Origin of the sequence: Pseudoalteromonas sp. S408 (assembly GCF_005886645.1) — a bacterium.
GTDB lineage: Bacteria > Pseudomonadota > Gammaproteobacteria > Enterobacterales > Alteromonadaceae > Pseudoalteromonas.
In genome coordinates, this window is record NZ_PNDY01000013.1 from 125,278 (window position 1) to 140,614 (window position 15,337).

The following is a 15,337-nucleotide window of genomic DNA, read 5'->3' on the forward strand; positions in this document are numbered from 1 at the left end:
CAAATAACGTGAACACTAATATACTAACTTTAAGCGACGAGTCGTAAATTAAATGCGTGAAAAAATAAACATAGTGTGGTTCAAACGCGATTTACGCTTAAGCGATCATCAGCCCTTAAAAAATGCGTTCGATACTGACATAGCGACCTTACTACTTTATAACTTTGAACCAATCCTACTTGAAGATGCCCATTACAATGAGCGGCATTGGCGCTTTGTATATCAATCTATTGTTAATTTAAATTCTCAGTTAGCGCGCTTTAATGCAAAGGTTTATATATTTAATGAAAATATGCAAACACTGCTTGATAGGCTCAATAACCAGTTTGAAATAGCACGTATTTTTAGCCACCAAGAAATCGGGCTAAACAATACATTTGAGCGCGACCTAGCAATTAAAACTTGGTGCCATCATAACCATATAGACTGGCTAGAATCGCCAACTGGCGCTGTTATTCGTGGTAAAAAAAATCGTGATAACTGGAATGAGCGCTGGCAAAAAACAATGCAAGCTCCGCTTGCTATACCTAATTGGAAAAATGTTAATACCGTAAAACTTAAAGATTATGAAACTCCAGCGTTACCTAAAACCTACACGCAAGATGATGATAACTTTCAACAAGGAGGATCGCTTCACGCAAGAGAAGTTATGCAAAGTTTTTTTGGCCAGCGCGGTAAAGGCTATCAAAAAGGGATTTCTAGCCCAAGCTTAAGCCGTACACATTGCTCTAGGCTCTCGCCATATTTAGCGTGGGGAAATATAAGCCTTAGGCAAGTCTATCACACTGCGATAGACGCTTATCATTCATCACACCCAGATAAGAAAGGTTGGAAACGCCCGCTTGCTGCTTTTGTATCTCGTTTGCATTGGCATTGCCACTTTATGCAAAAATTTGAAAGTGAATGCACCATGGAATTTAAAGCATTAAATCCGGGATATCACTCATTTCCATATCGTACCGATGAGCATGTAGAACGCGACATTGAGCGCTGGGCACAGGGGCAAACAGGCATACCAATAATAGATGCATGCATGCGCTGTTTAAAAGCCACCGGTTATATTAACTTTAGAATGCGCGCTATGCTTGTGAGCTTTGTAACGCATCATTTAAATATAAGTTGGCAGCAAGCAAGTTTGCCACTGGCGAATTACTTTTTAGATTTTGAACCCGGTATTCACTACCCGCAAATTCAAATGCAGGCATCGGTTACGGGCATTAATACTATTCGTCATTACAACCCGATTAAACAATCAGAAGATCAAGATCCTACCGGCGCATTTATTAAAAAGTGGTGCCCCGAGCTTGAAAAGCTTCCTATTGAGTATTTACACGAACCATGGGAACAAACCCCAATGGAGGCATTGTTTAACGATTTTAAACTCGGTGAAGATTACCCAGAGCCGATGCTTGATTTGACGGTCGCATCTAAAGACGCCCGCGAGCGATTATGGCAATACCGAGAGCGTCCAGACGTTAAACGTGCCATAGGCAAAATTCTTAGAAAGCATGTTGCAATCACACCTAAAACAAGCAAAGTAAAAAATAAAAGTACCACTAAAAATAACACTAAGGTTAAGTAATTATGGCGCATAAAAAACTAAACCTACCTCACAAAATATGCCCAGTATGCGACAAGCCATTTTCGTGGCGTAAAAAGTGGCAGCGTGACTGGGATAATGTAATTTATTGCTCAGAGCGGTGTAAGCGCAATAAAGAGTAATTGAAATTTACTGGCGTCTATTTTGCAACATCATCAGAAATTAGTGCTTTTTCAGCCGTTATTTAAGCTTTTTTGTAAATAACGCTTAATGAGTCTGAAAAGCTTACATGCAACGCAAGGAGAAGATGATGACGATTAAAAAAACAGCAAACTCAACGTGGTCTGGTGACATTAAAACAGGCAAAGGCAGTATTTCAACGCAAAGTGGCGCACTTGATAAACAGCCATACGGCTTTAATACCCGCTTTGAGGATGAGCCAGGGTCAAATCCTGAGGAGCTAGTAGGTGCGGCGCACAGTGCCTGTTTTAGCATGGCGTTGTCGCTTGCATTAGGTGATGCTGGTTTTACGGCCGATAAAATTGATACCAAAGCAACGGTAAGCCTTGATGAAGTAGACGATGGCTTTGCAGTGACGCATATAACTCTTGAAGTAAACGCACGTATTAAAGATATTGCTAATGAGCAATTTCAAGCATTGTGTGAGCAAACTAAAAAAGGCTGCCCTATTTCAAAGCTGCTTAATACCGAAATATCACTTAACGCAACACTCGAGAGCGTCTCATAACCGACTATTACCCATGCTCAATAGTAGGTAATCTAAGCCAAGTAAGTTTTTACTTGGCTTTGCATTCATTACCCAACCCTTTTTGAGTTGTTTAAATTTAATAAATCGTTAAGTAGTGCAATACCCATACCTAACGCCGGCCATATCACCCATAAATAATTTGGCGAGGTAATTAAATTAATGACTGTTAATAGTGTTAATACAGCTAAATAACGCTTTAGATTTTCAAAAAATGTAGTTGTATTCATGTTTACTCTCCTCTTTATGTATGAGGTTATTTTTAAACATAAACACAGCAAATACAGCTGTTAAAAGTCACTCAATATTATGACAAGTGTCATCAATTAGGGCTTACTTATTAATCACTTATAACTAGTTAAAATATAAAAACTCATACTTTAACTTGTTTGTGTTAAAATCGGATTTAAACTAACCTTGATGTATATGTTACAAAGGCTGAATTAAATGAATGAAAAATCAACAAATTGCGCAAAAGTTACCTGCAGTAACTGTGAGGATGCAAACACACTTGAATTTGATTTTTCAATGGCCTTCCAACCTATAATAAATTGCCAAACCAACCATATTTTTGGCTACGAGGCATTAGTGAGGGGGCTAAACGGCGAATCTGCTTATTCTATTATTTCAAGAGTGAACGAGGAAAACCGTTATACGTTTGACCAGCTTTGCCGTATTAAAGCCATTAAGCTAGCCTCAGAACTAGGCATTACATCAATGCTTAGCATCAACTTTTTACCAAACGCTATTTATAAACCAGAACGTTGTATACGCACCACATTAGAAGCGGCAAAAAAGTATAATTTCCCAATTAAAAACATCATGTTTGAGTTTACCGAGGTAGAGAAAGTAGAAGACACTGCACATATAAAACGCGTGGTTGGTTATTACCAATCGCTTGGCTTTAAAACCGCGACCGATGACTTCGGCGCAGGTTACTCTGGTTTAAATCTACTTGCTGACTTTCAAACAGATATTATTAAGCTAGATATGGCACTAATACGCGATATTAACCACGATGCGAAACGCCAATTAATAGTAACTCATTGCTTAAACATGTTTCGCGATTTAAATATTACAGCCCTAGCTGAAGGAATTGAAACAGTAGAAGAATACATGTGGCTTAAACAGGCTGGCGTTGAGTTAATGCAAGGCTATTTATTTGCAAAGCCCAGTTTTGAAAATCTCCCCAAAGTTAATTTTGAAAAATAGGTGCTAATTAATACCAACACCTATTTTATGAGTATTTAAATTTAGCTTACATATTACCTAGCTCAATCATCATTGCGGTATACATGCGTAAATTAAGCTCCAATTGCTCAAGCGTAATAAATTCATGCTCTGAGTGGCCTGTATAACGTTTACCCGGCATTGATGGGCCAAACGATACGGCATTATCAAATAGTTTTGCGTTAGTACCTCCGCCAATTGATACAAAATCGGCTTGTTCGTCACCTGTAAAATGTTTAAAAATATCGAGTAGCTTTTGTGCGTGCGGCGCATTATCTAACAGCATAGGGTTGCCTATCACTGTATCTATACTCTCGAGTGTAACCTTATTGTTAGCTTGCCATTGATTAACGGCTGTCTCTATTTGCTGCCTTAAAACATCTTCATTTTTACCAACAGGGCGACGAGCATTAACGGCTAACGTTAATTTATTTCCGCTGCGCTCAATGACGGTTGGAGAAACAGTCATTGGGCCCATAAAGTCATGTTTATAGGCAATATCGCCAAACTGCTTACCGTGAAGATCTAACCCTATCAGTTGATTTACAAATTTAATGAGCTGTCCATCGCTGTTGTTTTCAAGCGCGACTCCATTAAATAGCTCAGCTAAATGTGCAATGGCATTCACGCCAGATTCGGGCTCAGAAGAATGGGCAGACATGCCCTTTACACTAATGACCATGGCGTTATTTTGTTCAGTAAAGTTAAATTCAACTTTATCTAGTTGCTTGGCTTTTGTTTTTAATTGGTTTACTAGTGCGTTGTTTGCATTATGCAGTACTAAGCTTGCGTCTTCTGGTATTTGGCTTTTGAAAGCACCACCAGCAAGGTCGCTTACATACACTGCTTTTTGATCTGATATGGCATTAAATGTAGGAGAAATTAAGCTCCACCCTTTTTCAGCAACCACTACTGGGTATGATGCATCAATGGTTACTGCATACTTTGGTTGCTCGTATGTTTTCATGAATTCAGTCAATGGGCCCCAATCAGACTCTTCAGCTAAGTAAATCATCAGCTCAATGCGGTTATCAAGCTCTATGCCTTTGTCTTTAATCGCTTTCATGGCGTAAAGCGCAGTAGCTATTGCCCCTTTATCGTCTTCGGTACCGCGACCAACTAACTTGCCTGGTTCTGAGGTATCAATAATAAATGGGCTTTGCTTCCATTTACTCGCGTTTGCAGGTTGCACGTCACCATGAGTCACTACGGTGACTTTTTCGCTTTGCTCACCCATACCTATTAACACGGTATGTCCTAAATCTTGGTAATCAAAACCAAGCTCTGCAGCTTTTATTTTTAACAGCGATTTAAAGGCTATAAAGTCTGGGTTTTGTGGTGTGGGTATTGAGTCTTTATTTACCGTAGGAAAGGCCACTAAGTTAGTTAGCGTATGAACTTGGGCATTTTGGTAGGTATTTACTGCGTAATCGGCAATGTTATCTATCTCTTTATTTAACTGTGCTTGGGCGTTAAACATGTATAAAGCAAGGCTGGCTAGAACTAACTTTTTCAAAACAATATCCATTTAATGAGTCACTACGAGTTTTAATTATAACGTGCGAAATACATTACAAATAGCGCTTTGCGGTAATTTAACACACTATTGAGGGCAATATTTATATGGCAGCTTTAAGTTGGATAGCGGTATAATAGATGGCTTAAAATAACTAGGGTAGATTTGTGTGAATCGTCGTAAAAAAATAGTCACTAAATTTCAAAAGAAAGACAAACGCGCTAACGCTAAATTACATAAAAGTAATAAGCCTGCGTATGTGTCAAAAGCTGATCGAGAAAAGCTTGAGCAGCAAAATTCAGTAACTCAAAGCGATGATAACCAAGAGCAGGAATAACCGACTCTTGGTTATAGATATAAAATCACATTAAAATGCGACACTCATCCCAATATTAAACGAGCGCCCCTGCCCTGCGAGCTGTTCAAAACCAGTACTTTCGCCTTTTTTAAGCTGCGCAATGCTCACACCACCAAGCGGTAGCTGATAGTATTCATCAAATATATTATTCACATGTGCACTTAACGTTAAGTCGCCCCATGACGCTTTTGAGCCTACATTGACAATATTATAGCTGTCGGTTTGGTTTTCGAATCGAGTGGTATCTACGCGTGTTTTTGTATCATTCCATTGCCATGATAAGGTATTTTCAAAGCGGCCCAGTTGTTGGCTTATTTCAAGCTTAGTGTGCAGTGGTTTTATTTGATAAAGCGGCTGATTTGTATCATTTCGCTTTGCGCGCGTATTGGTAATATTGGCATTTAATTGCCAATTACCGAGTGCTTTAGATTCATGTATATTCGCGGTTAAATCTAATTTAACTCCATACAATACCGCATCTGTATTTGTAAATTTAAGTATATTGCGTGTCGTATTTTCTAAGCCAAATCGATTAAACGACCTGACGATATCTGCATCAATGTAGTCGGTTGTATCGGTATACCAAATGTTAGCACTAACCCGCCAGTCGTCGTTTTGAGCCGATTTAATATAAGTAGAGCTTACTGTATGCGCAGTTTCCACCGCTAAATTTGGATTACCTATATAGCCATTGCCATCGCCGTACCAACCAATCATGGTAGTTGCCATATTGCTTACCCCCCAACTGTATCGCTCATACAAATTAGGCGCTCTATTTTTACGAGCAAGACCCAGTTGTAACTCTTCATTGGGGGTAAGTTGGTAATTAAGTAAAACACTTATATCAACCACCGTATCTGATTTATTGTGCTCAATGGCATTAAAAGCAGCAGCGGCATTTGCGTTATTCGGCTGCATTGGCATGGCGTTCATATTCATCATTGCCATGCCTTCATTGTAAGGCTGAACATCGTCAGCACGTGTCTTTACATGTTCAACACGTATACCTGAATTTAACCACAACTTAGTATTTATTTGGCTCTCATACTCTGCAAATGCTGCAATACGCTTACGCTGACCATTATTTATATTAATGTAATCGTTAGGCCCCATCATGGCGGAACCTTCAACAGCAGACCACCAATCATCAATTCGGTAATCATAAAATGCCTGTCCTAGTAATAGACTACTATTACTATTTAAGTTTAAACGCCATTTTAATTGTGAGCTTATATCTCGCGCATCAGTGCTCATTGGCATCATGCCGGTTTTTTCTGGACTAAAAAAACCCATATCGTGTTTTACATCATGCCAGTTAAGCTGCGCCTCCAACTCACTGCTTATAAATACATGTTTATACTGTGCAATAGCGCCAAAACTTGTGTTATCAGTCATATCCATATACTGATTGGCGAAGCCCTGATAAGGTATTTTTTGGTGGGTTAACTTAACAACAAGCTGTTGATTTTTATCTCGTATCGCTGCAGAAAGCGCATGGTTTTGAACGCGATATAAAGTATCAAATACTAAATTTCCATTTCCGTCTTCATAACTTTTAGCATCACTAAATGCACCTTGGTAATTAAAGCTCAAGTTATCACTTGTTATACGTGCCCCAACGCCCACTTTTCGTGCATTATTTACGCTGTTGTATTGAGCCGATACATAACCCGAATGCCACCCTAGGTCACTACTGTCGCTGTACTGTGGTGAAATAGAATTAACGCTTATTACACCAGCAATATTATCGCCACCGGCACTCACCGCAGATATACCCGCAATAACATGATAAGCGGTAATTTGATTAGCAGAAACATACGAAAGTGGTGGGTTCATATGATTAGCACATGCAGCGGTTACATCTGCGCCATCTACTAATACTTTTACTCTATCGCCCATCAGGCCATTTAAAATAGGTAAGTTTGACACCCCACCCGAAGCAGAAAAGTCTACCCCTAAGTTGGTTAATAATGACTCTGCTGAGCCAAGTGCAAGATGTTTATTTTGCGAATGTCCCTGAACCTCAATAACTTCTAAGGAGGTGTCGTCTGCAAAAACTACAGGAGAAAATATACTGCTTATAAATAAAGCCAAGGGAGTTAATAAATGTGTGTTTGGAGTCGTGCTTAAATCTGCCATTTTATAATTATGCCACTGTAATAGTTGAACTAATTATAATTCGTGTAGCCATATTAAAAGCGCGACAAATTGTCGCACTTTACTCATTTTATATTAAATACGACGGCGTTATTCATCATCAAAAATATCTTCTATTTTTAATTCAAATAACCGCGCTGCTTTAAACGCCAAAGGTAAACTGGGATCAAACTTGCCTTTTTCTATTGCGTTAATAGTTTGGCGTGATACATCTAATAATTCTGCTAGTTTGGCTTGTGTTAAATTTCGTTCAGCCCTGAGTACTTTTAAGCGGTTTTTCATTCGTCGCCCTCATCACAGCTGTAGCGTTTGTTAAGTATGTAGGTACTAATTAAATAAACCGCGCCCATTAAAAACATTATGTCTGGTATGTCAGCTCGCACGTCGATAATGCCACTTAGCTGCAAATTACTATATGCAAGCCCGCCAACCACAACCGCCCCAAGCGTAAAGCCCATTGCGCTTAAATGTATTTTTTGTTGTAACTCATCAAGCCCTTGTAAATTGCGCTTATTGGCTATAATCATCGCAATACCCACTACAACATTTACGACAATAAAAAAGCCACTCACCACGTTATTATGCTCCCAAATTAAAACAGGTCCAAACGAACATAGCGCCAACGACAGTAACCAGATAAGCGTCCATTTAGCTAAATTAGTGGTGTTTATTTTTTGGCGCTGTCTTAACGTTAATTGTGTTTGCATTTTTTAACCCTCTTAAAAAGTAAAGTTCACTTTACTATATTTGTACAAAAACAGCCCAAAGTCAAATAAGCTTTACATAAAGATTGGTTTTAATGACATTACAATGTGTTACAAATCTCTAGTGAAATGTTTCCAGCAGTACTTCTAAAAAGATAAAAATAACAATAGAATAACGTTATTAAATATTAAGTAACAAGTAGCTATGGTATTTAATAAATACTCTAAAAATTAAGGATATAAAATGTTAATTACAAGGCTTATAGTTTTATGCTTATTGTTATTAAGCTTTAACTCATATAGTAAAAATACGTTAGAAGATTTTTTTGATAAAAGCGGATACGTTCAGGTTAAAATCTCACCTAGTGGTAAATATTATTCAATCACTTACAGAGAAGATACTGAAGTAAAGCTGGTTATTCTTGAAAGGGAATCAGGAAAAACAACGGCCGCATTTGCATTTGGCGAAAATCAAAAAATACGTAATGTTACTTGGTTAAATGACGAAAGATTTATGATGTCAGTAGCTAAAACAGTCGGCTTTTTAGATACCAAAGGTGGGCGCCCATATTATGTTGTTGCAAATTACGATGGCTCTAAAAGGCGTGAAATTTTATTTTCAAACACGTCCATTTTAAAAGTCATTAGCACCCTTCCAAATGATAAAGAAAACATTTTAATCACCAAAGGTCACTTTAATGATGATTTTGCTGTTAATGTTCATAAATTAAATATTTATAACGGAAAAGTGGATTATGTAGCCGGCCAACCCAAAGACGACGTATTTGGTATAACTACCGATATTTCGGGTAACCCTAGATTGGCATTTCGTTATGAAGAAGATGAAGTTCAAGAGCTTGGCAAAGGCGATTTAAGTGTTTATTTTAAGAAAAAAGCGAACAGTAATTGGCTGTCTTTAAACCTTAATAAACTAAGCTACGAGAAAGGAGATGCGCTAGGTTTTTTAGGTATGAACCTAGAGGGTAACGAGGCCTTTTTAATGAGTGACTCGGGCAGAAAAACTACTGCTATTTACAGCCTTAACTTTGAAAATGAAGAACTGACCCTTTTAGCGGCAAATGACAATGTTGATATTTCAACGGCAATATTTGGCCCTAACGGAGATGTTATAGGGGCTACGTTTGACCCTGATTACCCTCAATACCAATACTTTGATGCGAAGGGTGAAAATGCAATATTTAAAGAGCTAAGTGACACATTTAAAAATTACCGATTACAATTTACAAGCCACTCTAAAGAAAAAGGCCTTTCTGTGTTTTCTGTAGAAGCAGACAACTCGCCAACTACCTTTTACTTGTACGATACTAAAAATAAAAAAGCGACTTTTATTGCCTCAAGTGCTCCTCAGATAGATAAAAAAAGTCTTTCTATGACGGAACCTTTTAGAATAAAAGCAAGAGATGGCGTTGACCTAAACGGCTATTTGACCATACCAAAAGGGGCTGCTGATAAAAACTTACCTGCAATTGTCTACTTGCATGGCGGCCCGCATGGACCTAGAGATTTATGGGAGTACAACCCTGAAACTCAGTACATGGCTTCATTAGGTTACGCTGTGCTTCAAGTAAACTTTAGAGGATCTGGTGGCTATGGCAGCGAATTTCAGAAGAGTGGTTATAAAAAATGGGGGCGCGAAATGCAAGACGACGTCACCGATGCCACTCATTGGGCTATTAATGAGGGAATAATAGATAAAGATAGAATATGTATCTACGGCGCTAGTTACGGTGGTTACGCTACATTAATGGGCGTTATTAGGGAGCCAGATCTGTACAAGTGTGCAATTGGTTATGTAGGCGTATACTCACTACCAGAAATGAAAGAGAGTGGCGATACACCAAAAAGTAAATCAGGTAGAAAATTTCTAGACATGGTTCATGGGACCGACATGCAAGATATGCAAGCTCGCTCTCCTTCATTTAATGTTGATAAGATTAAGGCTAAACTGTTTATTGCCCATGGCGAGGACGATGTAAGGGTTCCTATGGAACAATATGAAGCATTAACATCAGCGCTTGATAAAATAGGCTATCCATATGAGTCAATGGTGAGAGATGAAGGACATGGATTTCATCAACCTAAAAACATCACTGATTTCTACACTAAAATGGCTGAATTTTTTGCAGAAAGTCTAAAATAATACGCTAATAAAATTGTGCCAGCATAAATGCTGGCACTCATTTCCCTCTCCCTACTAAGAAATTTTTTATATGACCTCCACTGTTTTTATTATTCCTCCACCATTTTTTATTACATTCAAAAATAATACCTTTTGACATTAAATAATATAAATCGTATTTATTTAATATTACCTAATGACTTAACCTCTCGCTTCACTTAAACTAATTACTTCTCGCTTTTCTATATTCATCTCATAAAATTTTTGCATTTATAACCCATTGCATTTTTGGCTTTGGCGTTACTTTTTATATTTAAACATCTAATTCAAAGGGGATTTATGAAGCCTGATGTTACGTCTATATCTAACCAGCTCAATAAAACAGCTATTTTAATTGTGTTGGCGCTAGGCACCTTTATTTTAGGGTTGTCTGAATTTTCGATGATGCCAATGTTACCTCTTATAAGTGAAACATTTGGCACAACGCCTTCTCAAAGTGGTTATGCTATAAGCGCTTATGCTATGGGCGTAGTGGTTGGCGCGCCAGTGTTAATGCTAACAACGGCTAATATGCGAAAACGAAAAGCACTACTGATTTTTTTAAGTTTAATGTGTATTTCTAATGGGCTTAGTGCATTGGCAACGTCGTTAGAGCAGTTAATCATATTTAGGTTTTTGAGTGGACTGCCCCATGGTGCCTATTTTGGCGCTGCCATTTTGCTTGCATCAGATATTGCGCCGCAAGGTAAACGAGCCAGTTTTATGTCAAAAGTATTTATGGGACTAACCATTGCCACTATTGTTGGTGTGCCCATTGTTACGCTGGTAGGCCAAAATTTAAGTTGGCGTTACTGTTTAGCAGGTGCTGCAGTGATAGCTTTTATCGCATTTATTTTAGTTTATAAAGTCGTGCCAAACATAGATAACGCTAAGCCCTCTAACTTATTAAATGAATTTGGCGTGCTAAAAAACAAACTTGTTTGGTCAATTTTAGGTATTGTCATTATTGGTTTTGGTGGTGTATTTTGCATATACACTTATATTGCCGACACAATTTTAGATGTAACAAAAACAGCGCCTTATACTATTTCGGTGGCAATGGTGATGTTTGGCATTGGCTGTACACTGGGTAACTACGTATTAGGAAAAGCCGCTGACAAGTCGGCAATAAAAACCACAGGCTTTGCGCTTGTGTGTACCATTATTTTTGCATTTGCCTATGTTACGGCAAGTTATAATATTTGGATGCTTTATGTGGTTATTTTTTTCATAGGGTGCAGTGTCGGTTTAGCTACGTTAATTCAAAGCCTTTTAATGGATGTTGCACCTGAGGGGCATGCAATGATAGGCGCATTAGTTCAATGTGCATTTAATACAGCAAATGCAATTGGCCCGTGGGTGGGTGGAATTGCGATTGCCAAAGGCGCTGCACCCAATCAAACTGGCTATGTCGCTGCGGTATTATTTTTAGGTGGCTTAGGAATGTGGTTACTTAGCTATTTACAACTGAATAAGTCGCCAGCTATCAAAACGGTTAACTAATCACTATACCAAAAGAGCGGCTTGTAAGCCGCCCTTTTATATTTACACAAAAAAAAGTTTACGAATCTAACGATGCCATATCAATGACAAAACGATAACGTACGTCTGATTTTTCCATACGTTCGTAAGCGGTGTTAATTTCGTCAATATTGATCATTTCACACTCAGGCAATACATTGTTCTCGCCACAAAAGTCGAGCATTTTCTGTGTTTCTGCTATGCCACCAATGAGTGAACCTGCAACCTGACGTCGCCCCATTAATAAAGGCACCGTATTTAGCTCGTCAACGGGCCCAACCTGACCAACAATAATTAATGCGCCATCTATGTCTAATAGCGGTGTATAAATTGATAGGTCGTGTTTCACAGGCACTGTATCGATGATCACATCAAAAGCCGACTGTGATTCTTTCATTTCGTCATCATTTGTTGAAACTAAGTAATGCTGGGCACCAAGTTCAACGGCATCCTCTTGTTTAGATTCGCTTCGACCAATAACAGTAACATCGGCACCCATTGCTACGGCATTTTTAACCGCCATATGCCCTAAGCCACCAAGCCCTACAACTGCAACACGGCTACCTCTTTTAATGCCCCACTTATGAAGAGGTGAATACGTAGTAATACCTGCACATAACAGTGGTGCAACGCGCGAAAGTTCTAAACTTTTTGGTATTGAAAGCACAAACTCTTCACGAACTACAACATGCTTAGAGTACCCGCCTTGGGTCATTTCACCGGTTTCTCTGTCTTTACCGGCATAAGTGCCAACCATGCCCTCACGGCAAAATTGCTCTTCATTGTTGTCGCACTGATCGCAGCTTTTACACGAATCAACCATGCAGCCTACGCCAACAGTATCACCTTGTTTATATTTTTTTACGTCGTTGCCGACCGAAATAACTTTACCAACAATTTCATGGCCAGGGATCAGTGGGTATTTTACACCGCCCCAATCATTTCTTACCGCGTGTAAATCTGAATGGCACACACCGCAGTATAAAATTTCAATTTCTACATCGTTATTTCGTAAATCGCGGCGTTCAAACGCAAACTCTGTAAGCTCAGAACCTTGGCTTTGTGCTGCATATCCTACTGTTTTCATAATAACTCCATAGTTGTTTAAAAATTTAAAACGCATTGAGTATTCACTCTATGGGGTGAATACAAACTGAAAAACAGCCACAAAAAAGCCCAAATAGTATTTGGGCTCAATAACATAGCAATGTTTAAAAAATGCTACTTAGTAAGTTCTGCGTTTATTTCATCAATTAAGGTATTAATACGTTGCGCATTTTTTCCTAAATCGCTTCGACCAACGCGTGATTTACTTCTTATATCAACAAAACGTTCACTGCCTTCATCGACAATACGAACGACAACATCGTCTTTAAAGCCAAACCAGGTTGTGGTGTCTGTTGCTTCTATTAAACCAAGTGATTTATTAGCGCTTACTAACTCCCAGCCTAAATTTTTAACTGCTTGCTCGGTTGCTGCCATTAAATCATTTTTCGTTTGTGCAAAGTTAAGTGTTGTTAGTTCTGGGTACGCTTTTCGTTGTTGTACCGCGGTTTCTTCCCCTGCATATTCAACTGGGTTTGGTGCATCAGCACGAAGCGGTGCAATAGCAACAAATTTAGGCGGATTAACTAAATCGGTTGAAATATCATGGATTGGCGGAACACTTTTCGCTTTGTTCATCATGTTAAGCGGCATAGCAATAGCAACCACAGAAAATATAACGGCAATAATAGAACTACCGAATGAAGCGGTTTTACGCATAAATATTAGCTGCACGAGTAACAATACAAGCGCTGCACCCCCTACATATACGCCGTATCTGAAGCCGGTAAAGGCAAGACCTAAATCAACAACGCCAAACTTGTATAAAGGGCCAGGTAATACAACGAGTAAAAAGGCGATTAAACTCACCAAGCTGACTAAAACTTTCATTTGTGTGCTCCATTTTGTGTGTAATTGTTATTTTGTAAACAGCACTTATACTGCTTGTGCTTGATTTTGGTTTACCATTAGCAACTAATTACACAAAAAAGTCCAATGTTGTGCGATCAAAGTTGGTCAGATTAGGAAAAATATCACTCAATTCAGAGGGTGCAACACCAAACCATTGCGCTAACGAAGCAAAGTATTGCTCGTTAGATACGCTTGGAATAAGTCGGCCACCGCCAACGTCTTGCGGTCCATCTAAATGCTGAGTTAAAAAATCACCATAGATATCCCCTCCTTTAACAGCCCCTCCCATTACTAGTTGATTACCCGCCCAACCATGATCGGTGCCATCTCCATTTGAGGTCAACGTTCTGCCAAAATCAGACATTGTAAAGGTCGTTACTTTGTCTGCCATATTTAGCTCTTGCATCGCATTATTGAACTCATTCAAGCTTTGCGCTAATGAGTTTAGTAATAACGGATGCATATCTAATTGGTTATCGTGAGTGTCAAACCCGCCCATTGAAACAAAGAACACTTGGCGCTGTGTTGCTAACGTAGACTGCACACTAATGGCTTTTGCCACTGCAGCCAATTGCTGAGAAACACTTGAATCGCTAAATGTTGTTACTAGCTCAGGGGCAGTTTCTAACGCGTTGTTCATGGTTTGAGTATTGTTAATGGCCGAATTGAAACTTTTTGCATAGGCGTCACTAAGTGGATGCTTAGTATTGCCCATTATGCGGTTCATAATATTAGTTACATGGTCTGTGCGAGGTTGATAACCACCAAATGCATTTATACGGCTAATCCCACTTTTATTTAATGCAAACGCTTTTGTTTGGCTGCCGGTTTGCCACAGGTTGGTTCCATCTAACGACACATTGGCAGCAAACTGGTCTTGCTGATTTAAACGCTCTAACAAACGTGCACCCCAGCCGCTATTGAGCGACTGTTTTTCACGGCCATACATCCAAGAAGCTTGTTGATCATTATGAGAAAATAAGTGTTTAGGCAACGCCACTGCATTATTTTTGTAATCGTTGTAAGTTGTTGGCGCAAGTAAGGTACCTACCCCACCAACAAAAGCTAAATTAGACTCATTAAACACATTTTGAATAGGCGACAGTGATGGATGCAAACCCACACCACCAGCAAACTGGGTGGCAGTATTTAATGTAATTGGCGATGCAACAGCTAAATTTTGTCGGCTTTGCTCATACAAGCTGCGCTGCTCACCCTCAAGGGGCACCAACATGTTAAGTGAGTCATTACCGCCATATAAAAAAATGCATACCAATGCTTTGTAGTCGCCCAGTTCTACCGCATTAACAGACCCGGTAAGCGCTTGTAATTGCAAACTAGTCAGTGCGGCTGCCGATACACCGCCTTTTAAACATAACGATAAAAATTGCCTTCTATTAATGCTCATTA

The 15,337-nt window shown here is 39.0% G+C and carries 15 protein-coding genes; 7 read left to right on the top strand and 8 right to left on the bottom strand.

Annotated elements, in window-relative coordinates:
* Positions 1-52 precede the first annotated feature (52 nt).
* The 3 genes from CWB62_RS11900 (at position 53) to CWB62_RS11910 (ending at position 2,288) form a co-directional block, all read left to right on the top strand.
* Entirely contained in the window at positions 53-1,582 is a 1,530-nt protein-coding gene (locus CWB62_RS11900) for a cryptochrome/deoxyribodipyrimidine photo-lyase family protein (protein ID WP_138527482.1), read from the top strand.
* A gap of 2 nt (positions 1,583-1,584) precedes the next feature.
* Positions 1,585-1,722, top strand: coding sequence for a DUF2256 domain-containing protein (locus tag CWB62_RS11905; RefSeq protein WP_082653623.1), 138 nt, complete (start codon positions 1,585-1,587; stop codon positions 1,720-1,722).
* 128 nt (positions 1,723-1,850) lie between these two features.
* On the top strand, positions 1,851-2,288 hold the full coding sequence (locus tag CWB62_RS11910) for an OsmC family protein (protein WP_058405031.1): 438 nt from the start codon (positions 1,851-1,853) through the stop codon (positions 2,286-2,288).
* 68 nt (positions 2,289-2,356) lie between these two features.
* Here CWB62_RS11910 and CWB62_RS11915 read toward each other — a convergent pair whose 3' ends face one another.
* Entirely contained in the window at positions 2,357-2,536 is a 180-nt protein-coding gene (locus tag CWB62_RS11915; RefSeq protein WP_058405030.1) for a 2TM domain-containing protein, read from the bottom strand.
* 217 nt (positions 2,537-2,753) lie between these two features.
* On the opposite strand from CWB62_RS11915, the gene CWB62_RS11920 reads away from it, so the two are divergent.
* Positions 2,754-3,518, top strand: a complete 765-nt coding sequence (locus tag CWB62_RS11920; protein WP_058405029.1) for an EAL domain-containing protein — start codon at positions 2,754-2,756, stop codon at positions 3,516-3,518.
* A gap of 46 nt (positions 3,519-3,564) precedes the next feature.
* On the opposite strand, the gene CWB62_RS11925 is transcribed toward CWB62_RS11920, so the two are convergent.
* Positions 3,565-5,052, bottom strand: a complete 1,488-nt coding sequence (locus CWB62_RS11925; protein WP_138527483.1) for a dipeptidase — start codon at positions 5,050-5,052, stop codon at positions 3,565-3,567.
* Positions 5,053-5,221: 169 nt separating this feature from the next.
* Here CWB62_RS11925 and CWB62_RS11930 point away from each other — a divergent pair, with 169 nt between their 5' ends.
* Positions 5,222-5,389, top strand: a complete 168-nt coding sequence (locus CWB62_RS11930) for a DUF2986 domain-containing protein (protein WP_082653622.1) — start codon at positions 5,222-5,224, stop codon at positions 5,387-5,389.
* A gap of 30 nt (positions 5,390-5,419) precedes the next feature.
* Here CWB62_RS11930 and CWB62_RS11935 read toward each other — a convergent pair whose 3' ends face one another.
* The 3 genes from CWB62_RS11935 to CWB62_RS11945 form a co-directional block, all read right to left on the bottom strand.
* Positions 5,420-7,549, bottom strand: a complete 2,130-nt coding sequence (locus CWB62_RS11935; RefSeq protein ID WP_138527484.1) for a TonB-dependent receptor plug domain-containing protein — start codon at positions 7,547-7,549, stop codon at positions 5,420-5,422.
* A gap of 108 nt (positions 7,550-7,657) precedes the next feature.
* Positions 7,658-7,849 carry a helix-turn-helix transcriptional regulator gene (locus CWB62_RS11940; RefSeq protein WP_008132333.1) on the bottom strand — a complete coding sequence of 64 codons (192 nt, stop codon included), beginning with the start codon at positions 7,847-7,849 and terminating at the stop codon, positions 7,658-7,660.
* Positions 7,846-8,274, bottom strand: coding sequence for a hypothetical protein (locus tag CWB62_RS11945; RefSeq protein ID WP_138527485.1), 429 nt, complete (start codon positions 8,272-8,274; stop codon positions 7,846-7,848). Before CWB62_RS11945 ends, CWB62_RS11940 begins: the two co-directional genes overlap by 4 nt.
* Positions 8,275-8,515: 241 nt before the next feature.
* On the opposite strand from CWB62_RS11945, the gene CWB62_RS11950 reads away from it, so the two are divergent.
* Both CWB62_RS11950 and CWB62_RS11955 read left to right on the top strand, forming a co-directional pair.
* Positions 8,516-10,432 (top strand): alpha/beta hydrolase family protein, encoded by a 1,917-nt coding sequence (locus tag CWB62_RS11950; RefSeq protein ID WP_058405026.1) that lies wholly within the window; start codon positions 8,516-8,518, stop codon positions 10,430-10,432.
* Between the two features lie 318 nt (positions 10,433-10,750).
* Entirely contained in the window at positions 10,751-11,953 is a 1,203-nt protein-coding gene (locus CWB62_RS11955; protein WP_138527486.1) for an MFS transporter, read from the top strand.
* A 58-nt stretch (positions 11,954-12,011) separates the two neighbouring features.
* Here CWB62_RS11955 and CWB62_RS11960 read toward each other — a convergent pair whose 3' ends face one another.
* From CWB62_RS11960 to CWB62_RS11970, 3 genes are all read right to left on the bottom strand, one after another.
* Positions 12,012-13,058, bottom strand: a complete 1,047-nt coding sequence (locus CWB62_RS11960; RefSeq protein WP_138527487.1) for an NAD(P)-dependent alcohol dehydrogenase — start codon at positions 13,056-13,058, stop codon at positions 12,012-12,014.
* Positions 13,059-13,192: 134 nt separating this feature from the next.
* On the bottom strand, positions 13,193-13,906 hold the full coding sequence (locus CWB62_RS11965) for a DUF1499 domain-containing protein (RefSeq protein ID WP_138527488.1): 714 nt from the start codon (positions 13,904-13,906) through the stop codon (positions 13,193-13,195).
* 88 nt (positions 13,907-13,994) lie between these two features.
* On the bottom strand, positions 13,995-15,335 hold the full coding sequence (locus CWB62_RS11970; RefSeq protein WP_138527489.1) for a DUF1501 domain-containing protein: 1,341 nt from the start codon (positions 15,333-15,335) through the stop codon (positions 13,995-13,997).
* Between the last annotated feature and the right edge of the window lie 2 nt (positions 15,336-15,337).

What these genes read in the sequence shown, in the direction of transcription:
- CWB62_RS11900 (WP_138527482.1), top strand. Translation starts at nt 53, where the DNA reads ATGCGTGAAAAAATAAACATAGTGTGGTTCAAACGCGATTTACGCTTA.
- CWB62_RS11905 (WP_082653623.1), top strand. Translation starts at nt 1,585, where the DNA reads ATGGCGCATAAAAAACTAAACCTACCTCACAAAATATGCCCAGTATGC.
- CWB62_RS11910 (WP_058405031.1), top strand. Translation starts at nt 1,851, where the DNA reads ATGACGATTAAAAAAACAGCAAACTCAACGTGGTCTGGTGACATTAAA.
- CWB62_RS11915 (WP_058405030.1), bottom strand. Translation starts at nt 2,536, where the DNA reads ATGAATACAACTACATTTTTTGAAAATCTAAAGCGTTATTTAGCTGTA.
- CWB62_RS11920 (WP_058405029.1), top strand. Translation starts at nt 2,754, where the DNA reads ATGAATGAAAAATCAACAAATTGCGCAAAAGTTACCTGCAGTAACTGT.
- CWB62_RS11935 (WP_138527484.1), bottom strand. Translation starts at nt 7,549, where the DNA reads ATGGCAGATTTAAGCACGACTCCAAACACACATTTATTAACTCCCTTG.
- CWB62_RS11940 (WP_008132333.1), bottom strand. Translation starts at nt 7,849, where the DNA reads ATGAAAAACCGCTTAAAAGTACTCAGGGCTGAACGAAATTTAACACAA.
- CWB62_RS11945 (WP_138527485.1), bottom strand. Translation starts at nt 8,274, where the DNA reads ATGCAAACACAATTAACGTTAAGACAGCGCCAAAAAATAAACACCACT.
- CWB62_RS11950 (WP_058405026.1), top strand. Translation starts at nt 8,516, where the DNA reads ATGTTAATTACAAGGCTTATAGTTTTATGCTTATTGTTATTAAGCTTT.
- CWB62_RS11955 (WP_138527486.1), top strand. Translation starts at nt 10,751, where the DNA reads ATGAAGCCTGATGTTACGTCTATATCTAACCAGCTCAATAAAACAGCT.
- CWB62_RS11960 (WP_138527487.1), bottom strand. Translation starts at nt 13,058, where the DNA reads ATGAAAACAGTAGGATATGCAGCACAAAGCCAAGGTTCTGAGCTTACA.
- CWB62_RS11965 (WP_138527488.1), bottom strand. Translation starts at nt 13,906, where the DNA reads ATGAAAGTTTTAGTCAGCTTGGTGAGTTTAATCGCCTTTTTACTCGTT.
- CWB62_RS11970 (WP_138527489.1), bottom strand. Translation starts at nt 15,335, where the DNA reads ATGAGCATTAATAGAAGGCAATTTTTATCGTTATGTTTAAAAGGCGGT.